The following is a 26438-nucleotide window of genomic DNA, read 5'->3' as shown; positions in this document are numbered from 1 at the left end:
CAGGATCCGGGGCCTGAAGTTTTCGGTAGGTAAGGGCCTGACCCTTGCTTTCCGTCATCCACCTCTCCCCTGAGCCATTCCATCGAGTGACCGATGCCCTATCCGGCTGACGGGGCGCTGAGCCCCAACTAGGGTGCGGCGCAAGCGTTCCGGCACTTGGCCCACCGGCATTGCGATGTCAGTGGCGGGTGCCACAGTGGGGGAGTGAGCAAGGAAAGCGTCAGGTCAACGGGGAGGGGGTGAGGTCGGTCGTGACCGGAATGGGTGTGGAGGCAGGCGCGCAGGTCGCGCGGGCACGGGCACTCGCCGTGCTGCGCATCCGCAGCCGTGCGCTGGCCGTCGCCCTGCTGCCCGCGGCCGTCGCCGTGATCCTGCTCGCGGGGGCTCTCTCCGGCCGTCTCGTCGGTCCCGGCTGGGACGCCGCCCGCTGGGCCGTGACACCGGTCGCCGTCCTCGTGCTGCTCGCGGCCGCCGGGATCGCCCTGGTCGTCGCCCGGGCCCGTCCGGCCATGAGCCCGACCGTCCCGGTCGCCGAGGAGGCGGCTCCCGACCTGTACCGGATGGTGCGCGACCTGGCCGACCGCCTCGAGGTCCCCGCCCCCTCCGCGATAGCGCTCACGCCGGACTGCGACAGCTGGCTGGAGGACCGCACGCACCCGGCCCACGGACCGCCTCCGGCCGAGGAGCACGACGACATAGCGGGTGCGGGGAAGCACGCGCACCGCCGTCACCCCGTCGCGCCGGTCCTGGTCATCGGCTCTCCCTTCCTGTGGTGGATGCGGGTCGGCGAGCTGCGCGCGGTCCTCGCCCCGGTCGTCGCCGGTACGGGCCCCTCCGCCCACCCGGACATAGCCGCGGCCCGGCGTTTCGTCCGGGGCCTCGACGCCGCGGTGGCGGTGACCTCGGCGCCCCGCCGCGACCCGGTGTCGCGAGCCGTACTGGCCGGCGTCGGCTGGGTGGCCCGGCTGCTGCTGCGCAGCTGCCGCCTCCATGCCGCCGAGCTGGAGCGGGGCGTGGCGGCCGCGGCGGCGGAGCGTGCACAGGCTGTGGATTACGGGCTGCGGATCGTCGCCCAGGAGCAGGTGGGCCTGGCGTACGCGGGCTGGGACCGGCTGCTGACCCGCGTCGCCCTGCCCGCCTGGCGGATGGGCCGCTGGCCGTCCCGGCTGGACGCCGGCGTGGTGGCGGCGCTCACGGAGCTGTCCCGGCGCGACCGCCTGGCCGAGGGCTTCGCGTCCCGTCTCGGGGAGCGGCCCGCCTGCGATCTTCTCGAGGAGCCGGGCGCGGTCGACGAGTCCGCCTCCCTCCTCGCCGCCCGCCTCTTCCACGGTGGCCCCGCCGAACCCGGGCCCGACTGGTCGCCGGTGGACTGGAGCGAGTATCCGGAGGAGGTCGTGGACCGCAAGTGGCGCATCGACGCGGCCCGGCTCCACCGCGTCCTGGACGCGATGGGCGTCCGCCCCGCCACCGGCCCCGCGGCCCCCGCCACCGGCAGCCCGACCCTGTCCCGCGTCCTGGACCACCTCACGGACCCGACCGGCGAGGCAGCCCTGCCGTACAGAAGCACGGGCCCGCTCGGCGACGCGTCGCTCACCCACACGGGCACGGACCCGTCCGGCGACGCGTCTCCCACCCACAGAAGCACCGACCCGTCCGGCGAAGCGCCCTTCCCCGCCAGAAGCCCGGAACCACCCCCTCCGCCCGACGACGACGAAGAAGACCTCTCCGGCGCCACCCCCCGCAGCGCGAACCTCGCCGCCCGCCTCAGCGCCGAACTGGCCCGCGAAGAGGCCGCCGCGGCGCCCCGCCCGTCGACCGCCGCCTCACCGGCCCCCGGCTCCCCGGCCACCCCGGACCCCCTCGCCCTCTGGGACGACCGAGCCCTCCCCCTCTTCCCCCTCCAGCCCCCGCGCACGGCCCGTGAACTGCTCGCCGACCACCTCACGGCGATGATCTGCTGTGCCGCGATGGACACCGCCGGCGCGACGCCCGGCCTGGACTGGCTGGACGGCCCCACGCTCCTCCACAACGGCGAGCGCACCGCCGATCTCGCGCCCAAGATCCTCACCCTGATCGAGGAGGGCGACCCCACCCCCTTGCGCGCCTGGCTGGCCGAGCTGGGGATACGTCCGGAGAAGCCGGTCCGGCTCGTCTGACCGCCGGAGCACCCGCTTCCACTTCTGGCCAATTCGAAACGAACAGTGACGAAGTGCGCGCGTTATGTGATGTGCTTGGACCGTTCGCGCACATGGCAAGGGCTGACGACATACGACAAGCACATAAGCGCGACGACATCACACGGGGACGAACTCACCGCACTCACCGCACAGACCACACGCATCACACGCATCACACCAGGACGCACCACCACGGGGGCGATGGGGAGGGGAAGCAGCCATGGCTTCGGAGCAGATCCGCCGCTGGGAGTCGGGAGCGCTGGCGCACGCCGTGACGGACCCCTTCGGACAGGGCCCCGTTCCCTGGCTGCGCGGCACCGTGACGTACTTCGACGACACCGGCCAGGTCGTCCCCTGGTACGTGGACCAGGACGCACCCCACGCCCCGAGGAAGTCCACCCGCTCCAACGGCCCCCGCGCGGCCGACGACGTCCACCGCCAGATCAAGGGCTTCACCTCCACCGGCGCGGTCGCGCCCGGCGACGCCATCGACTTCCACATCACCGTCGACCCGCCCCAGGAGTTCGGCGTCGACATCTACCGCATCGGCCACTACGGCGGTGACGGCGCCGCCAAGATCACGACCAGCCCGCGGCTGTCCGGCATCGTGCAGCCCGCGCCGCTCACCGCGGACCGTACGGTCTCGTGCCACCACTGGTGGCTGTCCTGGCGGCTCCAGGTCCCGTCGTACTGGAACATCGGCGCTTACGTCGCCGTCCTCACCACCGCCGGCGGCTACCGCTCCCACGTCCCGTTCACGGTCCGCCACGACCAGCCCGCCGACCTGCTCCTCGTCCTGCCCGACATCACCTGGCAGGCGTACAACCTCTACCCGGAGGACGGCCGTACCGGCGCCAGCCTCTACCACGCCTGGGACGAGGAGGGCCGGCTGCTGGGCGAGTCGGAGGCCGCCACGACGGTCTCCTTCGACCGTCCGTACGCGGGCGCGGGCCTCCCCCTGCACGTCGGCCACGCCTACGACTTCATCCGCTGGGCCGAGCGCTACGGCTACGACATCGCCTACGCCACGGCGAGCGACCTGCACGCGGGCCGCGTCGACCCCACCCACTACCGCGGCCTGGTCTTCCCGGGCCACGACGAGTACTGGTCGGCCGCCATGCGCGGCAGTGTGGAGCTCGCCCGCGACGCCGGCACCTCGCTCGTCTTCCTCTCCGCCAACTCCATGTACTGGCAGGTGGAACTGGGCCCCTCCCCGTCCGGCGTCCCCGACCGCCTGCTGACCTGCCGCAAACGCAGGGGCCCGGGCAAGCCGGTGCTGTGGCGGGAGATCGACCGGGCGGAGCAGCAGCTCATCGGCATCCAGTACGCGGGGCACGTCCCCGAGCCGCAGCCCTTGATCGTGCGCAACGCCGATCACTGGCTGTGGGAGGCGTCCGGCGCGCACGAGGGCGACGAGATCGCCGACCTGGTGGCGGGCGAGGCCGACCGCTACTTCCCGCGCACCCCGCTGCCCGAGCACGAGGAGCGCATCCTGCTCGCGCACTCCCCGTACACCGACAAGGACGGCGCTCGGCGCCACCAGGAGACGTCCCTCTACCGCGCCCCCTCCGGCGCCTGGGTCTTCGCATCCGGAACGTTCGCCTGGACCCCGGCCCTGGACCGCCCGGACCACGTCGACCCCCGCGTCCAGCGCGCCACCGCGAATCTTCTGGACCGCATCTGCAAACGCGACTGACCCACTGTCCGTGATCGCCCGTGAATACGGGAGAATCAAGCCATAGGACAGAACCACGGGGAGGCACCGTGTCCGGATTCGTAGAAAAGCCCGAGCCGCTCCAGGTCCCGGGTCTGGTACATCTGCACACCGGCAAGGTGCGCGAGCTGTACCAGAACGAGGCGGGCGACCTCGTGATGGTCGCCAGCGACCGCATCTCCGCCTACGACTGGGTGCTGCCGACCGAGATCCCCGACAAGGGCCGGGTCCTCACCCAGCTCTCCCTGTGGTGGTTCGACCAGCTCGCCGACCTGGTCCCGAACCACGTCCTGAGCACCGAACTGCCCGCCGGCGCCCCCGCCGACTGGGCGGGCCGCACGCTGGTCTGCAAGTCGCTGCAGATGGTTCCCGTGGAGTGCGTGGCCCGCGGTTACCTCACCGGCTCGGGCCTGGTCGAGTACAAGGAGTCCCGCACGGTCTGCGGCCTCGCCCTCCCCGAGGGCTTGGTCGACGGCAGCGAACTGCCCGCGCCGATCTTCACCCCGGCCACCAAGGCCGCCGTCGGCGAGCACGACGAGAACGTCTCCTACGAGGAGGTCGCCCGCCAGGTCGGCGCGGAAACCGCGGCCCGACTGCGCCAGGCGACCCTCGCCGTCTACGCCCGGGGCCGGGACATCGCCCGGGAGCGGGGCATCATCCTCGCGGACACGAAGTTCGAGTTCGGCTTCGACGGCGACGACCTGGTCCTCGCGGACGAGGTCCTCACCGCGGACTCCTCCCGTTTCTGGCCGGCCGACCAGTGGCAGCCGGGCCGCGCGCAGCCGTCGTACGACAAGCAGTTCGTCCGCGACTGGCTGACCTCGGCGGAGTCCGGCTGGGACCGCAAGAGCGAGCAGCCCCCGCCGGCGCTGCCGCAGCAGGTCGTCGACGCCACCCGCGCCAAGTACGTGGAGGCGTACGAGCGCCTGACGGGCCTGACCTGGTCCTGAACACACAGAAGCCCCCCGGCCGGAACCGGGGGGCTTCTCGCTGGAGCGAACGACGAGGTTCGAACTCGCGACCTCAACCTTGGCAAGGTTGCGCTCTACCAACTGAGCTACGTTCGCATGCGCCGTGGCGCGGGAACCACTATACCCAACCTCGCTCCCGTGCGAGACGCACCGCCGCATGCCGGTTCTCCGCCCCGAGCTTCGACACCGCCGACGACAGGTAGTTCCGTACGGTCCCCTGCGACAGCGCGGCCCGCTCGGCGATCTCCGCCACGGGCGCCCCGTCGGCGGCGAGTTCCAGCACCTCCGCCTCCCGCGCGGTCAGCGGCGAGTCCCCGGCGGCGATCGCGTCGGCGGCCAACTCCGGGTCGACGTAACGGTTGCCGGCGTGCACGGTACGAATGAGTTCCGCGAGCCGCTGCGCGCTCACGGTCTTCGGCACGAACCCCCGCACCCCGGCCTCCAGCGCCCGCTTCAGATGCCCGGGCCGCCCGTGGCTGGTGACGATGAGCACCCTGCAGCCGGGCAGTTCGGAGCGCAGCGATGTGGCGACCTTCACACCGTCGGCGCCGGGCATCTGGAGATCCAGCACCGCGACGTCGGGCTCATGCGCCCGGGCCATCGCCAGCGCCTCCGGCCCGGTGGCCGCCTCGGCGACGACCATGATGTCGTCCTCCAACGACAGCAGCGCGGCGAGCGCCCCGCGGATGAGGTGCTCGTCGTCGGCGAGCAGCAGCCGCACGGGCTCCACGGCCGTCATGGCATGACCTCACTCACCGAGTTCACCGAGTTCACCGAGCTCACGGTGGGTGCGGACGCGCGGCCGGGCACCGGCGTCAGCGGAATCTCCGCCGTCAGCCGGAACAATCCCTTCCCCACGGGCCCGGCCTCCAGCGTCCCGCCGATCTCCGCCAGCCGCTCCCGCAATCCGGCGAGCCCGGAACCGGACGATCCCGATGATCCGGAATCCCTGTTGCCGGCCTCGGCGACCCCGTCGTTCTCCACGGACAGCACCATCCACCCCTCCGCCTCCCGCAGCCGCACCGCACACCGCCGCGCGTCCCCGTGCCGCAAGACATTCGTCGCCGCCTCCCGTACGACCCACCCCAGTGCGGACTGCGCCCCGGACGGCAGCCCCACCGGGACCGGTCCGGTGACCGCGCAGTCGATTCCGGCCGCGGCCAGCACCCCCTGCGCCCCGGCGAGTTCCGACCCGAGGTCGGCCTCCCGGTAGCCACGGACGACCGCCCGCACCTCCCGCTGCGACTCGTGCGCGAGCCGCTGCACCTCGACCATCTGAGCCACCGCCTCCGGCCGCCCCCGCTGGGCCAGCTGCACGGCCAGTTCGCTCTTGAGCGCGATCACCGCGAGGTTGCGCCCCATGACGTCGTGCAGATCACGCCCGAACCTGAGCCGCTCCTCGGCGACGGCGAGCCGGGCGCGGGTCTCGCGGGCCTCGTCGAGTTCGTAGACGATGTTGAGCAGCCACACGGAGACGACGGCGGTGAAGGCGAGGATCCCGCCGGCGAACAGCGCGATCACCGCCGTGAAGAGCGATTCGCCCAGCGAGGTGCCCCGGGTGAGGGCGACGAGCGAGGAGACCGTCGCGAAGCCCACGACGATCGCGAACACCTGCCGCCGCTCGCGGACGCCGAGGGCGATGGTGCCGACACCGATGATGCCGACGACGCCGAGGGCCCCGCCCGCGGCGGTGTCCACGCTCTCGCCGCCCGGCCCGTGGTCGGCGATGCCGATCACGACGGCGCAGACCGCGGCGGTCACGGCGGCCAGCGTCCACAGCAGCCGGACGGGCTGCGGCCGCCTGCCGCGCGTCCAGTCCAGCGCCCGCGCCACGGTGACGCAGCAGACCGCGGCATGCGCACCGGCCATGAGCAGCATCCCGGCCCCGAGCCACGCTCCCATCGGGAGGGCCAGGAGCCCCACCATGACGAACTCCGTCACCGCGAAGGACTGGAAGGACCACCGCGTGTACGTCTCGACCTTCTCCGGCGTGGTCTTCCGCCGCCACCACCTGCCCGGCCCGCGCATCAGCCCGTCCCTCCCCCTCCGGTCAGCGCCGCGGTTCCCAGCGGAACCACCGCCGTACAGCAAACACCGACACGAGGATCCAGGCCACCGCCGTCGCCACGTCGCCCAGCGCCTCGTACGCCGACAGGTCGCCGGTCCAGCCGCCGCGCACCAGGGTGACGACGGGCGTCAGCGGCAGCAGCTCGCACAGGGAGGCCAGCCGGTCCGGCAGCAGTTCCAGCGGGAAGAACATGCCCGAGCCCATCATCGAGACGACCAGCAGCGGCATGGGCGTGACCTGGGCGCTCTCGCCGGTCCGGGTGAAACCGGCGGTGACCGCGGCGAGGGCGGCGCACAGCACGATCCCCAACAGCAGGCCCACGACGGCCAGATGGGGCGCGGACGGCGCGGACATGTCCAGCAGCACGGTGCAGCCCGCCGCGAGCAGCAGGCACTGCGCGAGCGCGGTGACGGCGGCGGGCATGGCGGAGCCGGCCAGGATCTCGGTGTCCCGCAGCTCACCGGTGCGCAGTCGCTTGAGGACGAGTTCCTCACGCCGGACGACGAAGACGCCGACGAGCACCGAGTAGACGGCGAACAGCAGGGAGAAGCCGACCGCGGCGGGCAGCACCAGGGTGCCGGCGTTCAGCCCCGCCCCCGCGAGGTCCATCTCCTGGGCCGCCGACCGCACGCTGACCGGCATCACCAGCGGCACGAACAGCGCGGCGACGAGCGCGCCCCTGTTCCGCCCGAGCAGGGTCAGCTCGGCGCGGGCGAGCGCCGTCATGCGGCTCATCGGCGTGGTGGCCGCGGTCTCGGGGTCGAGCGCCGGGCGGGGTGTCGTGCGGGTGGCGCTCATGCCGCGTACTCCTTGGTCGTCGTTGCCGGGGCCCGCCTCGCGGAGGCGTCCTTTGCGATCCCGAGGAACGCCTCCTCCAGGGAGGCCGACCGCACGTCCAGGCGGCGCAGTTCCACCCGGGCCCGCTCGGCCCACAGCAGCAGCCCGGTGGCCGCGCGCTGCAGTTCATGGGTGCGGAGCCGGACGATCCGGCCGTCGGTCTCGTGCCCGGTGACGCCCAGCTCCCCGAGCGGCGGCAGATCGCCCACGAAGTAGCCGTCGGGCAGCTCGAAGGAGATGCGGGACGGCTCCGAAGCGGTCACCTCGGCCGGGGTCCCGGTGATGGCGACGCGGCCCTCATGCATGATCGCCAGCCGGTCGGCGAGGTTCTCGGCCTCTTCCAGGTAGTGCGTGGTCAGCAGCACCGTCGTGCCGCCGTCGCGCAGTGCGCTCACCAACTCCCACGTCTCCCGGCGGCCTTCGACGTCCAGTCCGGTGGTCGGCTCGTCCAGGAAGAGCACCTCGGGGTGGCCGAGCAGGGCGAGCGCCAGATCCAGGCGGCGCCGCTGCCCGCCGGACAACTGCTTGACCCGGACGCCGGTCTTCGACTCCAGTCCGACCAGCGCGAGGACCTCCGCAGGCGGGCGGGCCCCGCTCACGCACCCCGCCCACATCCGCGCGGTCTCCGCGACGGTCAGCTCGGACGGGAAGCCGCCTTCCTGGAGCATCACGCCGGTGCGGGGCCGGACGAGGGCCCGGTCGGTGTACGGATCGTGCCCGAGGACCCGCACGCGGCCGTCCGCCGGCGCCGCGAGTCCCTCCAGCAGTTCGACGGTCGACGTCTTGCCCGCGCCGTTGGTGCCCAGCAGCGCGAAGATCTCCCCGCGTCGTACGGAAAAGCTGATTCCGCGTACCGCCTCGAACCCGCCCCCGTACACACGCCGCAGGTCAGTGACCTCAATCACGTGTTCGTGTCCGTTGTTTTCCATGCCTTCAGCGTTCCGCCCCGGCGGGCCCGGCAGCAGTGCGCGCTGTCATCACTCGGCATGACAAATGTCAGACGGGCCCGCGATGCGCACGAAAAGACCCCGGTCCTGATGGACCGGGGTCTCATTCCCGAGCGGACGACGAGGTTCGAACTCGCGACCTCAACCTTGGCAAGGTTGCGCTCTACCAGCTGAGCTACGTCCGCAATTGCCCCCGACCGGCTCTCACCGATCGGTGCGGGCACCAGCCTACCTGATCCACAGGAGTGGTCGGTACGACGATGCAGAGCGGGTGACAGGAATCGCACACTGCGCCTTCCCCCTGGAAGGGGGATGTTCTACTACTGAACTACACCCGCATGTTTCCGTGAGCTGGGCCTTTCGGCCTCGCCCCTCGGCGTGCTCCAGACTCTAACTGATCAGCCCGGGTGCTGCGCAAGTCGGTTGGCGCGAGGGGCGGATGCCGGCCGTCGGGCGGCGCTCACCGGGCCGTCACTGCGCGGCGGTGAACGCCTCGTAGACCTTCTTGGGGATGCGCCCGCGCGCGGGGACCTCCATCTTGTTGGACTGGGCCCAGGCCCGCACGGCCGAGGGGTCGGGGGCGACCTCCGTCTGCCGGTACGCCTTGCCCGAGCGGGACCGCTTGCGGCCGGCTTCCACGTAAGGCGCGAGCGCCTTCCGCAGTTCGTCGGCATTGCCTTCGTTCAGGTCGATCTCGTACGACTTGCCGTCCAGTCCGAAAGCGATCGTTTCCGCCGCTTCCGAGCCGTCGATGTCGTCAAAGAGAGTGACCACGACCTTCTGCGCCACGAATATCGGTCCCTTCCTGCGGCACTTGCCAATTCATTTGTACAGTGCCGTGCAATGCATTGTGAAGCCCGACTAAATCCTTCCGCGTGTCCGAACGCAATAGGTTTCGGGTGACGACCGGAATCTTTCCCGGAAATTTTCGTGTGGGGCCCCGACGATGCCGGATCGTGATGACCGTCACGTAGCTTCCTACAAGTCGACGCGCGTAGAAATTTTGTGCAGGTAGTCTGAAACCACTGCAGGAACCTGCTCAGCACCACACCACCGGGAGTGCACGTGGCACGCGTCGTAGTCGACGTCATGCTCAAGCCGGAGATCCTCGACCCCCAGGGCCAGGCGGTGCAGCGCGCACTGCCGCGGCTGGGTTTCGAGGGGATCTCGGACGTCCGCCAGGGAAAGCGTTTCGAACTGGAAGTTGACGGGCCGGTCGACGAGGCCGCCCTCGCCCGCATTCACGATCTTGCGGAGTCCTTCCTCGCGAACACCGTGATCGAGGACTTCACCGTCCGGGTCGAGGAAGTCGCGGAGGCCGTGAAGTGACCGCTCGTATTGGCGTGGTCACTTTTCCCGGCAGTCTGGACGACCGGGACACGCAGCGCGCGATCCGGGTCGCGGGCGCCGAGCCGGTCGCCCTGTGGCACAAGGACAAGGACCTCAAGCAGGTCGACGCCGTGGTGTTGTGCGGTGGTTTCTCCTACGGCGACTATCTGCGCGCCGGGGCCATCGCCCGTTTCTCGCCGGTGATGGAGCCCCTGCTGGAGCAGGCGAAGGCCGGTCTGCCGGTGCTGGGCATCTGCAACGGCTTCCAGATCCTCACCGAGGCCCATCTGCTGCCGGGCACGATGCTGCGCAACGACCACCTGCACTTCATCTGCCGTGACCAGAAGCTGCGCGTGGAGAACGCCGAGACCTCCTGGACCACCGACTACACGGCCGGCCAGGAGATCCACATCCCGCTGAAGAACAACGACGGGCAGTACGTGGCCGACGCGTACACGCTCGACCAGCTGGAGGCCGAGGGCCGCGTCGCCTTCCGCTACCTGGACTTCAACCCCAACGGCTCGCAGCGGGACATCGCCGGCGTCAGCAACGCGGCCGGAAACGTGGTCGGCCTCATGCCGCACCCCGAGCACGCCGTCGAGCAGCTGATCGGTACCGGTCGTACCGACGGCCTGCCGTTCTTCACCTCGATCCTCAAGAAGCTGGTCAACGCATGAGCCGGACGCCTCTGGACACGGTCGAGCACGCGGCCGAGACCCCCGACGTCGAGCTGCCCTGGGCCGAACTCGGTCTGAAGAAGGACGAGTACGAGCGGGTCGTGGAGATCCTCGGCCGCCGGCCCACCGGTGCCGAGCTCGCCATGTACTCCGTCATGTGGTCCGAGCACTGCTCGTACAAGTCGTCGAAGGTGCACCTGCGCCAGTTCGGCGAGAAGGCGCCCCAGTCGGACGCCCTCCTCGTCGGCATCGGCGAGAACGCCGGTGTCGTGGACGTCGGCCAGGGCTACGCGGTCACCTTCAAGGTCGAGTCGCACAACCACCCGTCGTACGTGGAGCCCTACCAGGGCGCGGCCACGGGTGTCGGCGGCATCGTCCGCGACATCATCGCCATGGGTGCGCGGCCCGTCGCCGTCGTCGACCCGCTGCGCTTCGGCGCGGCCGACCACCCCGACACCAAGCGCGTGCTGCCGGGTGTCGTCGCCGGCATCGGCGGCTACGGCAACTGCCTGGGTCTGCCCAACATCGGCGGCGAGGTCGTCTTCGACTCCTGCTACCAGGGAAACCCGCTGGTCAACGCCGGTGCCATCGGTGTGATGCGACACGAGGACATCCACCTCGCGAAGGCCTCCGGCGCGGGCAACAAGGTCATCCTCTACGGGGCCCGCACCGGCGGTGACGGCATCGGCGGCGCCTCGATCCTGGCCTCCGAGACCTTCGACGACGCCAAGCCGTCGAAGCGCCCGGCCGTCCAGGTCGGCGACCCCTTCCAGGAGAAGCTCCTCATCGAGTGCACCCTGGAGGCGTTCGCCGAGAAGCTGGTCGTCGGTATCCAGGACCTGGGCGCGGCGGGCCTGTCGTGCGCCACGTCCGAGCTGGCCTCCAATGGCTCCGGCGGCATGCGTGTGACGCTGGACGACGTCCCGCTCCGCGACTCCACGCTCTCGCCCGAGGAAATCCTCATGAGCGAGTCGCAGGAGCGCATGTGCGCGGTCGTCGAGCCCGGGAAGGTCGACCGCTTCCTGGAGATCTGCGAGAAGTGGGACGTCATCGCCACCGTCATCGGTGAGGTGACCGACGGCGACCGCCTGGAGATCTACTGGCACGGCGGAAAGATCGTCGACGTCGACCCCCGCACGGTCGCGCACGAGGGCCCGGTCTACGAGCGCCCGTACGCCCGCCCGTCCTGGCAGGACACGCTCCAGGCGGACGACGCGAACAAGCTGCCCCGGCCGGAGACCTCGGAGGAGCTGAAGGACCAGGTCCTGAAGCTGGTCGGCTCCCCGAACCAGGCCTCCAAGTCCTGGATCACCTCGCAGTACGACCACTTCGTGCAGGGCAACACGGTCCTCGCCCAGCCCGAGGACTCCGGCATGATCCGGATCGACGAGGAGTCGGGCCTCGGCGTCGCGATCGCCACGGACGGCAACGGCCGGTACGCCAAGCTCGACCCGTACCACGGCGCCCAGCTGGCCCTGGCGGAGGCGTACCGCAACGTCGCCACCACCGGCGCGAAGCCGCTCGCCGTCTCCGACTGCCTGAACTTCGGCTCGCCCGAGGACCCGGCGGTGATGTGGCAGTTCGCGGAGGCCGTGCGCGGTCTGGCGGACGCCTGCCAGCAGCTGGGCACCCCGGTGACCGGCGGCAACGTCTCCCTCTACAACCAGACGGGCGAGGCCGCCATCCACCCGACCCCCGTGGTCGCGGTCCTCGGCGTGATCGACGACGTGGCCCGCCGCACGCCGGTCGCCTTCCAGGAGGAGGGGCAGCTGCTCTACCTCCTCGGCGACACGCGTGAGGAGTTCGGCGGCTCGGCCTGGTCCCAGGTCGTGCACGACCACCTCGGCGGTCTGCCCCCGAAGGTCGACCTGGAGCGCGAGCGGCTCCTGGCCGAGATCCTGATCGCCGCCTCCCGCGACGGCATGATCGACTCGGCGCACGACCTGTCCGACGGCGGTCTGATCCTGGCGGTCGTCGAGTCGGCGCTGCTGGGCGGCAAGGGCGCCCGCCTGATCGTCCCGGACGGTCTGGACGCCTTCACGTTCCTCTTCTCCGAGTCGGCGGGCCGCGCGGTCGTGGCCGTGCCGCGCTCCGAGGAGCTCCGCTTCAACGACATGTGCGGGGCGCGGGGCCTCCCGGTCACCCGCATCGGTGTCGTCGACGGCGACTCGGTGGACGTCCAGGGCGAGTTCGCGCTCTCCCTGGCCGAGCTGCGCGAGACACACGAGGCGACGATCCCGGCCCTGCTGGCCTGACCCGAGGCAGTCGTGCCTGTGCCCCGCCGAGGTCCTGCTCGGCGGGGCACAGGCGTCTGCCGGGGAAGCAGGGGCTCGTCGCGCGGTGCGGCCGGCGTCAGACATGCCGGTTCGTTCGCTCACGTCGTCACCGTCACGACGTACGTCATCGACTTCCTCGCCGAGCCCGGCCCGGGCTCCCGCCCCGCCTTTCGCTGGCTTTGGCCCCTCGCCCGACGCATCGAGGACTCCGAGCCGCACCCCCACCTCCAGCTGATGGACGGCCCCGACCCGGACGGAGCACGGGGCGTCCCTCCCCCCCGCACCTGGCCCCGCCAACGGTCAGACCGTCGACGCACCCCCGGCTGTCACAGCCCCCGCCTAGGCTGACCCCCATGCCCCCGGCCACGAAGCGCCCCCGCGCGTACGACCCCGCCAAGACCCGAGCCGCCGTGCTCGCCCAGTTCGGGAACATACGCCGGGCGGTGGCCACCCTCGGACCCGACCGACTGGCCCTGCCCACCCGCCTCGGCGACTGGACCGTGCGCGAGCTGGCCGCGCACTGCGCCATGGCTCTGGACGCCGTGGACCGGCTGCTCGGGGAGCCCGAGCCCGTACGGCAGGACGGCCGGCTGCTCGACTGGCCGTTCGCCATAGCCGACGACGCCCCCGCCATCGCCGACACCGCCCGCCGCCTCGCCGAGGAGCACCCGGACCTCGACACCCACCTCGCCGACGCCGAGCACCGCTTCACCACGCACCTCGACGCACACCCCGCCGGCCGGCTGCTCCCCACCAGCGCGGGCGCCCTGCCCCTGGCCGACTACGTCGTCACGCGCACCGTCGAACTCGTCGTCCACACCGACGACCTCAACGCCGCCGTCCCCGGCCTGGACATCCCCTACGACCGCCAGGCCCTGGCCGCCTGCACCCGGCTGCTCGCCGACGCGCTCGCCGCGAAGGCGCCCGGCGGCTCGACGGAGGTGCGGGTGCCGCCGTATGCGGTCGTGCAGTGCGTGGAGGGCCCCAGACACACCCGGGGCACCCCGCCCAACGTCGTCGAGACGGACCCGCTGACCTGGATCCGGCTGGCGACCGGGCGGCTGACCTGGAAGCAGGCGCTCCAGGACGCCCACGTCAGCGCGAGCGGCGAGCGGGCCGACCTGGACGCGTACCTGCCCGTGATGAGCTGAGGGGAACCGATCCCCCCGGTTGCCCCGTCGAAGTGGCATGGACAAGCAGAAGCAGCGCATGACCCTGACGGCCGCCGCCATGCTCGTCCCGCTCATGGCGGCCTGCGGCAGCGAGAAGGTGGACAGCGGCAGCGGTTCGGTCGGTGCCGACAAGCCGGCGGTGACCGGCATGCGGTGGAGCGTGGACAGCGTCACCGCGGACGGAAAGACCCAGAAGGCACCCACCGGCGCCCACATGACCATCGACAAGGGCCGGGCCGAGGGCAGCCTCGGCTGCAACAACTTCGGCGCCGACGCCACCGTCGACGGTGACCGCGTCCGGCTCAGCAAGACCAGGGCCACGGAGATGGCCTGCGAGAACAAGCCCATGGCCTTCGAGACGGCCCTCGCGCGCACCCTCTCCGACCAGGAGTTCGAGGCGAAGGTGGACGGCGACCGCCTCACCCTCACCACCGACAAGGGCGACACCGTCCGTCTCACCAAGGCCAAGGACGCCGAGCTGAGCGGCACCAAGTGGACCGTCACGACCCCGGAGGCAGCCGACGGCCGCGCCCACCTCACCTTCGACGAGAAGAAGGGCACCGTCTCCGGAAGCCTCGGCTGCAACAAGGTGAACGCCAAGGCCACCGTGCGCGACGGCCATATCACCCTGGGCCCTCCGGCCACGACCCGAATGATGTGCGAAGACTCACTCATGACCGGCGAGAAGACCCTGCTCCGTCTTTTCGACGGGAAGCTGAAGTACGGAGTCGATCACCAGACTCTTACGCTGACCAGCGAAAACGGTACGAGTGTGCGGGCCGTCGCCGAACAGTGATCCACCAAAAAGTCCGGAATCCCCAATTCGGACCAGTGGTCGACCTCGCCTACACTCGGTGGCGTGCCACGTGGTGACGGACGACTCAACCACGACCTGCTCCCCGGTGAGAAGGGCCCCCAGGACGCTTGTGGCGTCTTCGGTGTCTGGGCTCCGGGCGAAGAGGTCGCCAAGCTCACGTACTTCGGGCTCTACGCCCTCCAGCATCGAGGCCAGGAATCCGCGGGAATCGCGGTCAGCAACGGCTCTCAGATCCTTGTCTTCAAGGACATGGGCCTGGTCTCCCAGGTCTTCGACGAAACCTCCCTCGGCTCGCTCCAGGGACACATCGCGGTCGGACACGCCCGCTACTCGACCACCGGTGCCTCCGTGTGGGAGAACGCCCAGCCGACGTTCCGTGCCACCGGGCACGGCTCCATCGCGCTCGGCCACAACGGCAACCTGGTCAACACCGCCCAGCTCGCCGAGATGGTCGCCGACCTGCCCAAGCAGGAGGGCGGCCGCACCCCGCGCGTCGCGGCGACCAACGACACCGACCTGCTCACCGCGCTCCTCGCGGCCCAGGTCGACGAGGACGGCAAGCCGCTGACCATCGAGGACGCGGCCCATCGCGTCCTCCCGCAGGTCAAGGGCGCCTTTTCCCTCGTCTTCATGGACGAGCACACGCTGTACGCGGGCCGCGACCCGCAGGGCATCCGCCCGCTGGTCCTCGGCCGCCTGGAGCGCGGCTGGGTCGTGGCCTCCGAGTCCGCGGCCCTCGACATCTGCGGCGCCAGCTACGTCCGCGAGATCGAGCCGGGCGAGTTCGTCGCCATCGACGAGAACGGCCTGCGTTCCTCCCGATTCGCGGAAGCGAAGCCCAAGGGCTGTGTCTTCGAGTACGTGTATCTGGCCCGCCCGGACACGGACATCGCCGGCCGGAACGTCTACCTCTCCCGGGTGGAGATGGGCCGCAAGCTCGCCAAGGAAGCCCCGGCCGACGCCGACCTCGTCATAGCGACCCCGGAATCCGGCACCCCCGCCGCCATCGGCTACGCGGAGGCGTCCGGCATCCCCTTCGGCTCGGGCCTGGTGAAGAACGCCTACGTCGGCCGCACCTTCATCCAGCCCTCACAGACCATCCGCCAACTCGGCATCCGGCTGAAGCTGAATCCCCTCAAGGAAGTCATCAAGGGCAAGCGCCTGGTCGTCGTCGACGACTCGATCGTGCGCGGCAACACCCAGCGGGCCCTGGTCCGCATGCTCCGCGAGGCGGGCGCCGCCGAGGTCCACATCCGGATCTCCTCGCCGCCCGTGAAGTGGCCCTGCTTCTTCGGCATCGACTTCGCCACCCGCGCCGAGCTCATCGCCAACGGCATGACGGTCGACGAGATCGGCACCTCGATGGGCGCCGACTCCCTGGCGTACATCTCCATCGACGGCATGATCGAGGCGACCACCATCGCCAAGCCGAACCTGTGCCGCGCCTGCTTCGACGGCGAGTACCCGATGGACCTGCCGGACCCCGAGCTGCTCGGCAAGCAGCTCCTCGAGACCGAGCTGGCCGCCGGCCCGGCCGCCACGGCCGCCGCCGACGCGATCCGCCGCCCGTAGCCGGCTCGTCACACCTGCCGTACGACACGAAGGTTCTCATCAGCCATGTCTGAGACACCCATCGCCGAGGGCGGCGCCAGCTCCGCCACTGCTTCCTACAAAACAGCAGGTGTCGACATCGAAGCGGGCGACCGCGCCGTAGAACTCATGAAGGAGTGGGTGAAGAAGGCGCAGCGCCCCGAGGTCCTCGGCGGCCTCGGCGGCTTCGCCGGCCTCTTCGACGCCTCCGCCCTGAAGAACTACGAGCGTCCCCTGCTGGCCTCCGCCACGGACGGCGTCGGCACCAAGGTCGACATCGCCCGCCAGCTGGGCGTCTACGACAGCATCGGCCACGACCTGGTCGCCATGGTCATGGACGACATCGTGGTCTGCGGCGCCGAGCCGCTGTTCATGACCGACTACATCTGCGTCGGCAAGGTCCACCCCGAGCGCGTCGCCGCCATCGTCAAGGGCATCGCCGAGGGCTGTGTGCTGGCCGGCTGCGCCCTGGTCGGCGGTGAGACCGCCGAGCACCCGGGCCTGCTGGGCGAGGACGACTTCGACGTCGCCGGCGCCGGTACGGGTGTCGTGGAGGCCGACCGGCTGCTCGGCGCGGATCGTATCCGTACGGGTGACGCGGTGATCGCCATGGCGTCCTCCGGTCTTCACTCGAACGGGTACTCCCTCGTCCGCCACGTCCTGCTGAACCAGGCGGGCCTCGCCCTGGACACCCACATCGACGAGCTCGGCCGCACCCTCGGAGAGGAGCTGCTGGAGCCGACGAAGATCTACTCGCTGGACTGCCTGGCCCTGATGCGCACCACCGAGGTGCACGCCTTCAGCCACATCACCGGCGGCGGACTCGCGGCGAACCTCGCCCGGGTGATCCCGGACGGCCTGCACGCGATCGTCGACCGCTCCACCTGGGCCCCGGCCCCGATCTTCGACCTCGTCGGCCGGACGGGTCAGGTCGAGCGCCTGGAGCTGGAGAAGACCCTGAACATGGGCGTGGGCATGATCGCGATCGTGCCGCAGGAGTCCACGGACGTGGCCCTGACGACCCTGGCCGACCGCGGCGTGGACGCCTGGGTGGCAGGGGAGATCACGGACCGGGGCGAGCACACCACCGGCGCCGCCCTGATCGGTGACTACGCGAGCTGAGGCACGGGGGTCATGACCCTGCGGGCAGCACAGAACCCGGCCGGTGACCGGAGTCACCGACCGGGTGAGTGTTCAGTGCAGGGTCAAGCGCCGCGACGGTGTTGTGAGGACTGGTCGTCCTCATCTTCGTCGTCGTCCTCATAGAGGTCGGCGTACCGTGCGTACAGGTCCTCATCCTGATCATCGTCCTCGACCACCGGCTCGCCGTTAGGCGGCTGCGGATGTGAAGGCGATGCACCCAGCTCCTCGGCCAGGCGTGAGAGGTCAGTCCCACCGCTGTTGTACTTCAGCTGGCGGGCGACCTTCGTCTGCTTGGCCTTGGCCCGGCCGCGCCCCATGGCTCGACCCCCTCAACGACGGGGCTCGACGGCCCCAGAGTCTTGACACGCGTTCATGGTCCGGCACGGACTCTCCGCAGAGAGACCGTGTCCGTAGGGCTTCCACGGTACCTGAGCCCGCGCCCATACGGTACGTCGCCCGCATGACGTGCCCGCGCCCAGGACCCTCGAGGCGCCCCGTCCTCGCTGGTCAACCGCGATTTTAACCACTTATCGGCGGTCGACCCGCCGGTAGAAGTGAGAGTTCTCTCTAACTGCCCACCGACGGGTACCGGCCAAACGTACGAGACCCTCCCGGGTCAGTCCCGTAGCCGTCTCCGGTTCAGCGCGCCCGGCGCGCCATGGCCGCGTCGTGCATCCGCTGCTCGGCGATCCGGTCGGCCGCGGCGGCCGGCGGAATGCCGTCCTCCTTCGCACGTGCGAATATGGCCAGCGTCGTGTCGTAGATCTTCGCCGCCTGCGCCTTGCACCGCTCGAAGTCGAAGCCGTGCAGCTCGTCGGCCACCTGGATGACACCGCCGGCGTTCACCACGTAGTCCGGCGCGTAGAGGATCCCGCGGTCGGCGAGGTCCTTCTCCACACCCGGGTGGGCGAGCTGGTTGTTGGCCGCGCCGCAGACCACCTCGGCGGTGAGCACGGGCACGGTGTCGTCGTTCAGGGCGCCGCCCAGCGCGCAGGGGGCGTAGATGCCCAGCCCGTCGACCCGGATCAGCTCGGCGGTGTCCTTGACGGCGATCACGTCCCGGTGCCGCTCGGTGATCCGCCGCACGGCGTCCTCGCGCACGTCCGTGACGAAGACCTCGGCGCCCTCCTTCACCAGGTGCTCCACCAGGTGGTGGCCGACCTTGCCGACGCCGGCGATGCCGACCCGCCTCGCGCGCAGCGTGGGGTCGCCCCACAGGTGCTGGGCGGAGGCGCGCATGCCCTGGTAGACGCCGTAGGCGGTGAGGACGGAGGAGTCCCCGGCGCCGCCGTTCTCGGGGGAGCGGCCGGTGGTCCAGCGGCACTCGCGGGCCACGACGTCCATGTCGGCGACATACGTACCGACGTCGCAGGCGGTGACGTAGCGGCCGCCGAGGGAGGCCACGAAGCGGCCGTAGGCGAGGAGCAGCTCCTCGCTCTTGATCCGCTCCGGGTCGCCGATGATCACGGCCTTGCCGCCGCCGTGGTCGAGACCGGCCATGGCGTTCTTGTACGACATCCCGCGCGCGAGGTTGAGCGCGTCGGCGACGGCGTCCGCCTCGGTCGCGTACGGGTAGAAGCGCGTACCGCCGAGCGCGGGGCCCAGGGCGGTGGAGTGGAGGGCGATGACGGCCTTGAGGCCGCTCGCGCGGTCCTGGCAGAGCACGACTTGCTCATGACCCCCCTGGTCCGAGTGGAACAGGGTGTGCAGTACATCAGCAGGCGCGCCGGCTACGTCGGTCACTGTGGTGACTCCTGAGTAAGTTGCGGCGGGTGGGGCTGGGCTCCCGTGTGGGTGGCGGAAGCTGTTGAGCATGAGATTAGGGCCTGGTGCGCCCGTCGGCGGCACCGTGCACAGGATCCCCTCCGTGCGGAGTACGCCCGTGCGACGATTTGCATAGTCTTCCCGTGCGTTCGTGAGTGGGTTCGGCAGGTTTTCGCGACGGAGCGCGGGGGAGGGAGCAGGCGTGCCCAAGGTGTCCTCGGTGATCGTCCCCTACGCGACCTATCTGCGCGTGTACGAACCGCTGGCCGCCTTCGCCGAGCCGGAGCGCAGCCACTGGGCCCGCTACGCGCGCCGGACGGACCGCCCTTCGTACCAGGACGAACTCCGTCGAGCCCTGGCCGACTTGGCGCCCACCCCGCCGGTCCCGGTGCCGGTGCACGAGAGCGAGGACGCCTTCGTCCTCGATGTCGACGGCGTCGTCTGCGTCTGCCCCTGGCGCACCCGGCTGCGCGGCTGGCAGGCCCTGGACGAGCTCTCCGAGGAGCTCCCGCAGCCCGTCCTGGACGTGGTCCTGCCGCCCTTCCTGCGGAACCAGGCCACCCAGGACTACGAGCGCTGGCTCGCGATCAACCCGGACGCCCGGCCGTGGATCCGTACGGCGACCTGGCAGGTGCCGATCAACTGGTTCGTGCTGGTCTCCGACGAGGAGCGCGAGTACGACAAGGGCGACAGCGTCGACAGCCCGCCCGTGCTGCGCTACCGCACGCCGATGGTCCAGGCCCGGCGGCGCGTGGCCCGGGGCCTGCGGGCCCTGAAGGAGGCCATGGACGAGGGGCCGCTGATCGACGGACTGGTGGACGTCGGACGCTGGCTGGAGGAGTTCCACCCGCGCTCGCTCGTGGAGCTGGACTACGGCGGGCTGGTGCACGCCGTGCCGGCCGGGGCGCTGGAGGACGACCACTCGGCGGCGGACGTGGCCGAGGGGATCGCCGCGCTGCGCCGGGGCGACGGGACGGCCGCGGGGGCGGCGTACGGGCGGCTGGTGGAGCGGTGGCGTTCCGTGCGGGATCTGCGGTCGGCCAACTGACCTCTGACCTTGTGATCCCTACGGACGGCTCGCGGTCGATCACGAACTGACGTTTGACGAACCGCCCGATTTGAGGTTTTGTCCTCTCGCATCGAGTTCCTGAAGCGGACTGTGCGTTCCCTGAAGCTTCGTCAACAAGGGACGTAGAACCCGATCCGGGCGTACCTCTCAAGTGGGCCAAGCGTGACGGACTACACGTACGGGGCTCTTGCGCCCCTTGCCCCTCCTCATGCCAAAATAGGACAAGGAGTCCGGGGGGCTCCTTCCGTCCCGTAGTGCTGCACTATGGGCGGAATCTCAGCATTACACGCTTTGGGGGGTCTCGTGACTCCTGATCGCCGCTGTGACTGATCGTCACAGCGGCGTGACTGTCCGCTATGGCATGGTCCATCGGCTTCCGTCGCTGATGAACACCTGGAGGGGCAATTCCATCGGTTTGGCCGACGAGGCTGGACGGATGGTGTAGTTGTAGTGCCGAGGACAAGCCGTTCGTCCTATAACCGACTCGACTCGCGTCCGCCATTTCGGGCAACGCGGGTCAAGGTGCAGAATTTAGAGGAAAGAACCGAGAAGGTTCGGTTCTCCCGAGGAGGCCGCTCATGACCGCTCGCACCCCTGATGCCGAGCCGCTGCTGACCCCGGCTGAGGTCGCCACCATGTTCCGTGTGGACCCGAAGACGGTCACGCGGTGGGCGAAGGCCGGCAAGCTCACGTCGATCCGCACGCTCGGCGGGCATCGGCGCTACCGCGAGGCTGAGGTCCGCGCTCTGCTCGCGGGCATTCCGCAGCAGCGCAGCGAGGCCTGAACAATTGAATACCGGACAAACCGGCTGGTCCCCCACTGGCCGCGGCGTCCGGAACCCTAGCTCCAAGCGACGCGGGTCCTGCCCCAACAGGCTCCACGCCCAAGCCAGTCAGAGCTTCGCAGGCATGTAACAGGGTGCGTCGTAGATCGCGTTGGACTCCGCCGGGTCCAGCGCGATCTTTTTTGTGCGCCGACCGTCGGTCTTCCGGGCCTGCTGTGAGCGGCCTTGTCGGAGTCTGAGGAGGGGTGTCGGATCTCCTGCGCGCGGCGCCCCGGGCAGGGTGCAATTGCACATATTAAATTGACCTGTTGTAGGTGGGGTGTAAGTACCGCACTTTCCAAAACTCATGCGGTGACACCCGTCACATACCAATCGGCTTGTTAGCCCTGACGCGCGTGCGGTAGTGGAGTCTTCGGCTCCAGCGCCCCGCGCTCGGACGGGTGTTGAGGCCGGCCCGGAGCGGACTCCATCGCCAGCCGCAGCAGCCGGTGGCAGATCGGGCAGTGCCGCGTGAGGTGCCGGTACGACGATGCGGCCGACAGGTGCGCGCGGAGCAGGGCCCGCGTCTCGTGCCTGACCGATGCCGCCATACGCCACCTCCAGAGGGCCGCACGGGGAACGGCCCTGGTTTCTGGGTACCGAGCGAATGAGGGGCCGTCAAGACGGCGCGGGGGAGCCCTGGAGGCTCCTACGGAGGTCAGGACACACAAAAGAGCCCGGATCCGAAGATCCGGGCTTGTCCCCGCGGCCTTGACGCGTATGAGAAAGGGCTCGCGTCCCTTGCGGGATGCGAGCCCTGCTCACTTCACTGCGGTCCTGACGGGATTTGAACCCGCGGCCTCCACCTTGACAGGGTGGCGAGCACTCCAAACTGCTCCACAGGACCAGGTTTCGCGGCGCTATTTGTGCGTTGCGCTGCGAGAAGAGACTGTACAGGAGGGGTGGGCCCGTACGCGAACTCACCCCACGCGCACGGGCGATTACGGGACAGCCGCGTCGATCGCCTTGACGATCCGCTTGTCGGAGACGGGGTACGCCGTGCCCAGCGCATGGGCGAAGTAGCTGACCCGGAGCTCCTCGATCATCCAGCGGATGTCCAGGACCGACGACGGCACCGGCCGGCCCTGCGGCATCTGCTCCAGCAGCCAGGCGTACTCGTCCTGCATCTCGTGGACCTTCTGCATCCGCGTCGTGTCCCGCTGGACGTTCGCCGGCATCTGCTGCAGCCGCCGGTCCACCGCCACCAGATAGCGCATCAGGTCCGGCTGGCGCCGCAGCCCCGCCTCCGTCACGAAGCCCGGCTTCACGAGGGCGTCCAGTTGCCCCCGTACGTCCTGGAGGTTCGGCAGCAGCGCGGGGCTGCGTACGCCCTTCAGGCGGCGCTCGCAGGCCTGCCAGGCGGCCAGGACCTGCTGCACCTGGCCCACCGTACGGACCGTGGTGTCGACGATCTCCGCGCGGACCTTGTCGTACAGCTTCCGGTACGACTCCTCGTCCCACGCCGGCCCGCCGAAGTCCCCGATCAGCTTGTCGGCGGCCGCCATCGCGCAGTCGTCGAACAGGCCCTGGATGGAGCCGTGCGGGTTCGCGGACAGCGCCAGCTTCTGCGCGTTCGTCAGCTTCTCGGAGGCGAACTTCGCCGGGTTCACCGGGATGTTGCGCAGGATCAGGCGGCGCGTGCCCTTCCACATGGCCTGCGCCTGCTCCGCCTCCGTGTCGAAGAGGCGCACGGAGACCGTGTCGCCGTCGTCGACCAGCGCGGGATACGCCTTCACCGGCTGGCCGGCCCGCCGGGTCTCAAAGACGCGGGTGAGCGTGCCGATGGTCCAGTCGGTGAGGCCCTTGCGCTCCAGGGACTCGCCGCCCTGGCGTTCCGCGGTGGCCGCCGCGGCCTGGGAGAGGGCCTTGCGGGCCTTCGGCCGCAACTGCAGCTTCAGCGCCTCCAGGTCCTTGTCCTCCGCCAGCTTGCGACGCCGCTCGTCGACGATCCGGAACGTGACCTTGAGGTGGTCGGGGACCTTGGCCCAGTCGAAGTCGTCCGCCTCGAAGGGCACGCCGACCTTGCGCCGCAGCTCGCGGGCCATCGTCGTCGTGAGGGGTTCCTGGAGCGGGACGGCGGTGTCCAGGAACGCCTGCGCGTGGTTCGGCGCGGGGACGTAGTGGCGGCGGATCGGCTTCGGCAGGGACCGGATCAGCTCCGTCACGACCTCCTCGCGCAGGCCCGGGATCTGCCAGTCGAAGCCCTCGTCCGTGACCTGGTTGAGGACCTGGAGCGGGATGTGGACGGTCACGCCGTCGGCGTCTGCGCCCGGCTCGAACTGGTAGGTCACCCGGAACTTGAGGTTCCCCTGGCGCCAGGAGTCCGGGTAGTCCGCCTTGCTGACCTCGCTCGCCTTCTCGTTGATGAGCATCTCGCGCTCGAAGTCGAGGAAGTCGGACTGCTCGTGCCGCTTGTGCTTCCACCAGGAGTCGAAGTGGGCGCCGGAGACGACGTGTTCGGGGATCTTCTGGTCGTAGAAGTCGAACAGCGTCTCGTCGTCGACGAGGATGTCCCGGCGCCGGGCCCGGTGCTCCAGCTCCTCCACCTCGGTGAGGAGCCGGCGGTTGTCCGAGAAGAACTTGTGGTGCGTGCGCCAGTCGCCCTCGACGAGCGCGTTCCGGATGAACAGCTCGCGGCTGGCCTCCGGGTCGATCCGGCCGTAGTTGACCTTCCGCTGCGCCACGATCGGTACGCCGTACAGCGTGACCTTCTCGTACGCCATCACCGCGGCCTGGTCCTTCTCCCAGTGCGGCTCGCTGTAGGTGCGCTTGAGGAGGTGGGCGGCGAGAGGTTCGACCCACTCGGGCTCGATCTTCGCGTTGACGCGGGCCCAGAGGCGGGACGTCTCGACGAGTTCGGCGGACATCACGAAGCGCGGGGGCTTCTTGAAGAGGGCCGAGCCGGGGAAGACGGCGAACTTGGCGTTGCGGGCGCCCAGGTACTCGTTCTTGCCCGTGCTTCTCCCGCCCTCGCCGCCGGTCTCCTTCACGTCCTTCATGCCGACGTGGGAGAGCAGGCCCGCGAGGAGGGAGACATGGATGCGGTCGTCCGGGGCGTCCTCCTCGTTGAGGTGGATGCCCATCTGCTTCGCGACCGTGCGCAACTGGCTGTAGATGTCCTGCCATTCGCGGATGCGAAGGAAGTTGAGGTACTCCTGCTTGCACATCCGGCGGAAGGAGGACGAGCCCCGCTCCTTCTGCTGCTCGCGGATGTGGCGCCAGAGGTTGAGATAGGCCAGGAAGTCGCTGGTCTCGTCCTTGAAGCGGGCGTGCTGCTGGTCGGCCTGCGCCTGTTTGTCGGCGGGCCGCTCGCGCGGATCCTGGATGGACAGTGCGGCGGCTATGACCATGACCTCGCGGACACAGCCGTTCCGGTCGGCTTCCAGCACCATGCGGGCCAGCCGCGGGTCGACCGGCAGCTGGGCGAGCTTGCGGCCGGTCTCTGTGAGCCGCTTGCGGATGTCCTTCTGGGCCGGGTCGAAGGCGCCGAGCTCCTGGAGGAGCTGCACGCCGTCGCGGATGTTGCGGTGGTCCGGCGGGTCGATGAAGGGGAACTTCTCGATGTCGCCGAGGCCGGCCGCGGTCATCTGCAGGATGACGGAGGCGAGGTTCGTACGGAGGATCTCCGCGTCCGTGAACTCCGGGCGGGCCTCGAAGTCGTCCTCGCCGTAGAGGCGGATGCAGATGCCGTCGGACGTACGGCCGCAGCGGCCCTTGCGCTGGTTGGCGCTGGCCTGGGAGACCGGCTCGATGGGCAGGCGCTGGACCTTGGTGCGGTGGCTGTAGCGGGAGATCCGCGCGAAGCCCGGGTCGATGACGTACTTGATGCCCGGGACGGTGAGGGAGGTCTCGGCGACGTTGGTCGCCAGCACGATCCTGCGTCCGGTGTGCGGCTGGAAGACACGGTGCTGCTCCGCGTGCGACAGCCGGGCGTAGAGAGGCAGGATCTCGGTGAATCTGTACTGCTTCTTCGTGAGCGCGTCGGCCGTGTCCCGGATCTCCCGCTCGCCGGAGAGGAAGACGAGGATGTCGCCCTTGCCCTCCTTCTGGAGCTCCTCCACGGCGTCGGTGATCGCGGTGATCTGGTCGCGGTCGGCGTCGTCGGAGTCCTCTTCGAGGAGCGGCCGGTAGCGCACCTCCACGGGGTACGTACGGCCGCTGACCTCGATGATCGGGGCGTCGCCGAAGTGCCGGGAGAAGCGCTCGGGGTCAATGGTGGCCGAGGTGATGACGACCTTGAGGTCGGGGCGCTTCGGCAGCAGCTGGGCGAGATAGCCCAGCAGGAAGTCGATGTTGAGGGACCGCTCGTGGGCCTCGTCGATGATGATCGTGTCGTAGGCGCGCAGCTCGCGGTCGGTCTGGATCTCGGCGAGCAGGATGCCGTCCGTCATCAGCTTGACGAAGGTGGCCTCCGGGTCGACCTGGTCGGTGAACCGGACCTTCCAGCCGACGGCCTCGCCGAGCGGGGTGTCCAGCTCGTCCGCCACCCGCTCGGCGACGGTGCGGGCGGCGATACGACGGGGCTGGGTGTGCCCGATCATGCCGCGTACGCCCCGCCCGAGCTCCATGCAGATCTTCGGGATCTGCGTGGTCTTCCCGGAACCGGTCTCACCGGCGACGATCACGACCTGGTGGTCGCGGATGGCGTCGGCGATCGTGTCCTTCTTCTGGCTGACCGGCAGCTGCTCGGGATACGTGACCTCGGGCACGCGGGCGCGCCGCCCGGCCATCCGCTCCTCGGCCTTGGCGACCTCCGCCTCGATCTCGGCGAGCACGGCGGCCTGGGCCTCCGGCTTACGGATCTTGCGCGCACCTTCGAGCCTGCGGCCGAGCCGGTGCGCGTCGCGCAGGGACAGCTCGGTCAGGCGGGGGGCGAGGGCGCCGAGGGCGGGGGCGGAGTGCGTAGACATACGGGATCCAGGATCTCATCCCCGGGAAATCCGTGGCGAACGGTTTTGTCCAGCGGCCCGCGGTCCGCTCCCCGCGGCACGGAGTGAGGTTTGACCGTTTCTCGTTCGGGCGGCGATTGCATGGCGGTGAGGTCGTACGGCAGCCGCTCACGA

21 protein-coding genes and 4 tRNA genes are annotated in these 26438 nt (G+C 70.1%); 12 read left to right on the top strand and 13 right to left on the bottom strand.

Features of this window, described 5'->3' with window-relative positions; genetic code table 11:
* Positions 1–260: 260 nt before the first annotated feature.
* The 3 genes from ACZ6I3_RS18705 (at position 261) to ACZ6I3_RS18695 (ending at position 4841) form a co-directional block, all read left to right on the top strand.
* Positions 261–2156 (top strand): hypothetical protein, encoded by a 1896-nt coding sequence (locus tag ACZ6I3_RS18705; protein ID WP_469416019.1) that lies wholly within the window; start codon positions 261–263, stop codon positions 2154–2156.
* A gap of 241 nt (positions 2157–2397) precedes the next feature.
* A complete protein-coding gene (locus ACZ6I3_RS18700) occupies positions 2398–3873 on the top strand; it encodes a N,N-dimethylformamidase beta subunit family domain-containing protein (protein ID WP_469415786.1) in 1476 nt (491 codons plus the stop codon).
* Positions 3874–3941: 68 nt separating this feature from the next.
* Positions 3942–4841 (top strand): phosphoribosylaminoimidazolesuccinocarboxamide synthase, encoded by a 900-nt coding sequence (locus ACZ6I3_RS18695; protein WP_469415785.1) that lies wholly within the window; start codon positions 3942–3944, stop codon positions 4839–4841.
* A gap of 41 nt (positions 4842–4882) precedes the next feature.
* On the opposite strand, the gene ACZ6I3_RS18690 is transcribed toward ACZ6I3_RS18695, so the two are convergent.
* The 8 genes from ACZ6I3_RS18690 to ACZ6I3_RS18655 form a co-directional block, all read right to left on the bottom strand.
* Positions 4883–4958, bottom strand: a tRNA-Gly gene (locus ACZ6I3_RS18690).
* A 22-nt stretch (positions 4959–4980) separates the two neighbouring features.
* A complete protein-coding gene (locus ACZ6I3_RS18685) occupies positions 4981–5601 on the bottom strand; it encodes a response regulator (RefSeq protein ID WP_469415783.1) in 621 nt (206 codons plus the stop codon).
* The gene (locus ACZ6I3_RS18680) at positions 5598–6890 is read right to left on the bottom strand and encodes a sensor histidine kinase (RefSeq protein WP_469415781.1); all 1293 of its coding nucleotides are present in this window, start codon (positions 6888–6890) and stop codon (positions 5598–5600) included. The genes ACZ6I3_RS18685 and ACZ6I3_RS18680 overlap by 4 nt, the downstream gene beginning before the upstream one ends.
* A gap of 22 nt (positions 6891–6912) precedes the next feature.
* The gene (locus ACZ6I3_RS18675) at positions 6913–7728 is read right to left on the bottom strand and encodes an ABC transporter permease (RefSeq protein WP_469415780.1); all 816 of its coding nucleotides are present in this window, start codon (positions 7726–7728) and stop codon (positions 6913–6915) included.
* Positions 7725–8696, bottom strand: coding sequence for an ABC transporter ATP-binding protein (locus ACZ6I3_RS18670; protein WP_469415779.1), 972 nt, complete (start codon positions 8694–8696; stop codon positions 7725–7727). The genes ACZ6I3_RS18675 and ACZ6I3_RS18670 overlap by 4 nt, the downstream gene beginning before the upstream one ends.
* A gap of 130 nt (positions 8697–8826) precedes the next feature.
* Positions 8827–8899 (bottom strand) — tRNA-Gly (locus ACZ6I3_RS18665).
* Between the two features lie 81 nt (positions 8900–8980).
* Positions 8981–9052: transfer RNA gene (locus tag ACZ6I3_RS18660), tRNA-Gly, on the bottom strand.
* A 133-nt stretch (positions 9053–9185) separates the two neighbouring features.
* Positions 9186–9503: a histone-like nucleoid-structuring protein Lsr2 gene (locus ACZ6I3_RS18655; protein WP_469415777.1), complete on the bottom strand. Its 318-nt coding sequence runs from the start codon at positions 9501–9503 to the stop codon at positions 9186–9188.
* 276 nt (positions 9504–9779) lie between these two features.
* Here ACZ6I3_RS18655 and purS point away from each other — a divergent pair, with 276 nt between their 5' ends.
* The 7 genes from purS to purM all read left to right on the top strand — a co-directional run bounded on the left by purS (position 9780) and on the right by purM (position 17697).
* The gene (gene purS, locus ACZ6I3_RS18650; RefSeq protein WP_010045045.1) at positions 9780–10043 is read left to right on the top strand and encodes a phosphoribosylformylglycinamidine synthase subunit PurS; all 264 of its coding nucleotides are present in this window, start codon (positions 9780–9782) and stop codon (positions 10041–10043) included.
* Positions 10040–10720, top strand: a complete 681-nt coding sequence (purQ, locus tag ACZ6I3_RS18645; protein ID WP_184593580.1) for a phosphoribosylformylglycinamidine synthase subunit PurQ — start codon at positions 10040–10042, stop codon at positions 10718–10720. Before purS ends, purQ begins: the two co-directional genes overlap by 4 nt.
* Positions 10717–12975, top strand: a complete 2259-nt coding sequence (gene purL / locus ACZ6I3_RS18640; RefSeq protein WP_469415775.1) for a phosphoribosylformylglycinamidine synthase subunit PurL — start codon at positions 10717–10719, stop codon at positions 12973–12975. Before purQ ends, purL begins: the two co-directional genes overlap by 4 nt.
* A gap of 374 nt (positions 12976–13349) precedes the next feature.
* Positions 13350–14147: a maleylpyruvate isomerase family mycothiol-dependent enzyme gene (locus tag ACZ6I3_RS18635; protein WP_469415774.1), complete on the top strand. Its 798-nt coding sequence runs from the start codon at positions 13350–13352 to the stop codon at positions 14145–14147.
* A gap of 37 nt (positions 14148–14184) precedes the next feature.
* Entirely contained in the window at positions 14185–14964 is a 780-nt protein-coding gene (locus ACZ6I3_RS18630) for an META domain-containing protein (RefSeq protein WP_469415773.1), read from the top strand.
* Positions 14965–15027: 63 nt separating this feature from the next.
* Positions 15028–16557 carry an amidophosphoribosyltransferase gene (gene purF / locus ACZ6I3_RS18625; RefSeq protein WP_469415772.1) on the top strand — a complete coding sequence of 510 codons (1530 nt, stop codon included), beginning with the start codon at positions 15028–15030 and terminating at the stop codon, positions 16555–16557.
* 45 nt (positions 16558–16602) lie between these two features.
* Positions 16603–17697: a phosphoribosylformylglycinamidine cyclo-ligase gene (gene purM / locus ACZ6I3_RS18620; protein WP_469415770.1), complete on the top strand. Its 1095-nt coding sequence runs from the start codon at positions 16603–16605 to the stop codon at positions 17695–17697.
* A gap of 83 nt (positions 17698–17780) precedes the next feature.
* Here the strand turns inward: purM and ACZ6I3_RS18615 are convergent, their stop codons facing one another.
* A complete protein-coding gene (locus tag ACZ6I3_RS18615; protein ID WP_184593562.1) occupies positions 17781–18035 on the bottom strand; it encodes a DUF3073 domain-containing protein in 255 nt (84 codons plus the stop codon).
* Positions 18036–18357: 322 nt separating this feature from the next.
* Positions 18358–19461 (bottom strand): Leu/Phe/Val dehydrogenase, encoded by a 1104-nt coding sequence (locus tag ACZ6I3_RS18610; RefSeq protein WP_469415768.1) that lies wholly within the window; start codon positions 19459–19461, stop codon positions 18358–18360.
* A gap of 223 nt (positions 19462–19684) precedes the next feature.
* Here ACZ6I3_RS18610 and ACZ6I3_RS18605 point away from each other — a divergent pair, with 223 nt between their 5' ends.
* The gene (locus ACZ6I3_RS18605) at positions 19685–20530 is read left to right on the top strand and encodes a DUF8083 family protein (protein ID WP_469415767.1); all 846 of its coding nucleotides are present in this window, start codon (positions 19685–19687) and stop codon (positions 20528–20530) included.
* A 599-nt stretch (positions 20531–21129) separates the two neighbouring features.
* Complete coding sequence (gene bldC, locus ACZ6I3_RS18600) at positions 21130–21336, top strand: developmental transcriptional regulator BldC (RefSeq protein WP_003949541.1); 207 nt, start codon at positions 21130–21132, stop codon at positions 21334–21336.
* 380 nt (positions 21337–21716) lie between these two features.
* Here bldC and ACZ6I3_RS18595 read toward each other — a convergent pair whose 3' ends face one another.
* The 3 genes from ACZ6I3_RS18595 to hrpA form a co-directional block, all read right to left on the bottom strand.
* Positions 21717–21926: a DUF6274 family protein gene (locus ACZ6I3_RS18595; RefSeq protein ID WP_469415765.1), complete on the bottom strand. Its 210-nt coding sequence runs from the start codon at positions 21924–21926 to the stop codon at positions 21717–21719.
* 221 nt (positions 21927–22147) lie between these two features.
* A tRNA-Asp gene (locus tag ACZ6I3_RS18590) sits at positions 22148–22222 on the bottom strand.
* Between the two features lie 94 nt (positions 22223–22316).
* A complete protein-coding gene (gene hrpA / locus ACZ6I3_RS18585; RefSeq protein ID WP_469415764.1) occupies positions 22317–26285 on the bottom strand; it encodes an ATP-dependent RNA helicase HrpA in 3969 nt (1322 codons plus the stop codon).
* Positions 26286–26438: the final 153 nt, after the last annotated feature.

This window comes from Streptomyces sp. NPDC041940 (assembly GCF_055589465.1).
This window is presented reverse-complemented; position numbering and strand designations above follow the sequence as displayed.